This is a genomic window from Arthrobacter sp. Hiyo1, from assembly GCF_001263615.2.
Classification (GTDB): Bacteria; Actinomycetota; Actinomycetes; order Actinomycetales; family Micrococcaceae; genus Arthrobacter.
Genome location: NZ_DF952469.1, coordinates 326,960 through 329,218, shown reverse-complemented (window position 1 = coordinate 329,218; position 2,259 = coordinate 326,960). Strand labels below are relative to the sequence as shown.

Annotated in this window: 1 protein-coding gene and 2 pseudogenes; all 3 read left to right on the top strand. The window is 65.2% G+C overall.

All coding sequences use genetic code 11. From position 1 onward, the window contains the following. Positions 1 to 756 (top strand): annotated as a pseudogene (gene glmU / locus AHiyo1_RS26260) (bifunctional UDP-N-acetylglucosamine diphosphorylase/glucosamine-1-phosphate N-acetyltransferase GlmU); the annotation flags it as partial. Beyond that, on the top strand, positions 753 to 1,733 hold the full coding sequence (locus AHiyo1_RS06040; RefSeq protein WP_028266439.1) for a ribose-phosphate diphosphokinase: 981 nt from the start codon (positions 753 to 755) through the stop codon (positions 1,731 to 1,733). The pseudogene glmU and the gene AHiyo1_RS06040, both read left to right, overlap by 4 nt. Before the next feature lie 402 nt (positions 1,734 to 2,135). Further along, positions 2,136 to 2,259, top strand: a pseudogene (locus tag AHiyo1_RS06035) (50S ribosomal protein L25/general stress protein Ctc); the annotation flags it as partial.

Genomic DNA, 2,259 nt, shown 5'->3' with positions numbered 1-2,259 from the left:
AACCGCCGCATCATCGAGGCGTGGATGCGTGCAGGCGTCACGGTCGTTGATCCGGCCACCACCTGGATCGATTCCACCGTCACACTGGACGAAGACGTCCGCCTCCTGCCCAACACTCAGCTCCACGGCACCACCACCGTGGCGCGCGACGCCGTCGTCGGCCCCGACACGACCCTCACCGACGTTTTGGTGGGCGAAGGCGCGAAGGTGACCCGCACCCACGGCTCAGGATCGACCATCGGTGCGGGAGCCAGCGTTGGCCCGTTCACCTACCTGCGTCCCGGCACCGTCCTTGGGGAGACCGGCAAGATCGGCGCCTTCTACGAAACCAAGAACGTGACGATCGGCCGCGGTTCCAAGCTGTCCCACCTCGGCTACGCCGGCGACGCCGAGATCGGCGAGGACACCAACATCGGCTGCGGCAACATCACGGCCAACTACGACGGCGAGAAGAAGCACCGCACGGTGATCGGCTCCGGTGTACGGACCGGTTCCAACACTGTCTTCGTGGCCCCCGTAACGATCGGCGACGGCGCATACAGCGGCGCCGGTGCCATCATCCGCAAGGACGTTCCCGCCGGAGCCCTCACCCTGAGTGTCGCTCCCCAGCGCAACGCGGAAGGCTGGGTCATCGCCAACCGGCAGGGCAGCAACTCGGCCCAACGGGCGCAGGCTGCGCAAGCCGCGCTTGGCTCCACTGCCACCCCCGATTCCTCAAGTACTCCGGCAACCACAGAAGAGGGCACACAGGCATGAGCGAAATTACCGCACACGGCGAGAAGAAACTAGTTCTCGCCGCCGGACGGGCGCACCCCGAGCTGGCGCAGGAAATCGCCAAGGAGTTGGAGACCGAACTCCTGCCTATCGACGCCTACGACTTCGCGAACGGCGAGATCTATGTGCGCTCAGCGGAGAGCGTCCGTGGCACCGATGCCTTCGTCATCCAGGCGCATCCGGCTCCGCTGAACAACTGGCTCATGGAGCAGTTGATCATGATCGATTCCCTGAAGCGCGCGTCCGCGAAGCGGATCACGGTTGTGTCGCCGTTCTACCCGTACGCCCGGCAGGACAAGAAGGGCCGCGGCCGCGAGCCGATCTCCGCCCGCTTGGTGGCAGACCTTTACAAGACCGCCGGCGCGGACCGCATCATGTCCGTGGACCTGCACACGTCCCAGATCCAGGGGTTCTTTGACGGCCCGGTGGACCACCTCATGGCCATTCCGCTGCTTGCCGACTACATCCGCACCAGGGTCGAAGCGGACAACATCACCGTTGTCTCGCCGGACACCGGCCGTGTCCGCGTTGCGGAACAGTGGGCCGAGCGCCTGGGCGGTGCGCCTTTGGCGTTCGTCCACAAGAGCCGCGACCTCACGGTGCCGAACCAGGCCGTCTCGAAGACCGTCGTCGGGCAGATCGAAGGCCGCACCTGCGTCCTGATCGACGACATGATCGACACCGGTGGAACGATCTCCGGCGCCGTCCAGGTCCTCAAGAACGCCGGCGCCAAGGACGTCATCATCGCGTGCACCCACGCCGTCTTCTCCGAGCCGGCGGCACAGCGCCTGGCCGATTCCGGTGCCCGCGAGGTGGTCGTCACCAACACCTTGCCGATTCCGGCCGACAAGCGCTTCCCGCAGCTCACGGTCCTGTCGATCGCACCGTTGATTGCGCGCGCCATCCGCGAAGTGTTCGACGACGGTTCCGTCACCAGCCTCTTCGACGGCAACGCCTGATCCCCACCGGCTCCCAGCCTTCGCAAGCTCAGGCCGGGGCCCTCGCCGGCGTGGGCCCACTCATCGCTGGTCCAACCCAACTAACTCGCAATTGTTGTCGTTATGAGCCTCAAAACGACAACTAATGCGAGCCAGTTGGGGCGGGGCGGGGCCGTTTTCCCTTTGGCGCGACCCGGCTGCTAAACTCTTGGAGATACCTTGGCGAGGGAGAGCACATCCGGGTTAAAACCGGATTGCGGGTCTCCGTTATCGACTGGGTCTGAATCTCCTTCAACGAAGGCGGACCGAACCTGCTGCTCAGCGGCTGGCATTCCGCCGGGCGTGGAAGGTCACCACAGACCTCCGCCCTTGCTGATCGACTTGCCGGCAATTCGCCGGCGCCACAGTAATCAAGGAGTACACATGTCTGAGCAGAAGCTCGCAGCAGAACTGCGCACCGAATTCGGCAAGGGATTCGCCCGCCGCGCCCGTGCAGCCGGCCAGATCCCCGCCGTCATCTACGGTCACGGCGCTGAGCCCATCCACA

Bases quoted from the DNA above. Each gene is read 5' to 3' on its own strand.
- AHiyo1_RS06040 (WP_028266439.1), top strand. From the start codon at position 753: ATGAGCGAAATTACCGCACACGGCGAGAAGAAACTAGTTCTCGCCGCC.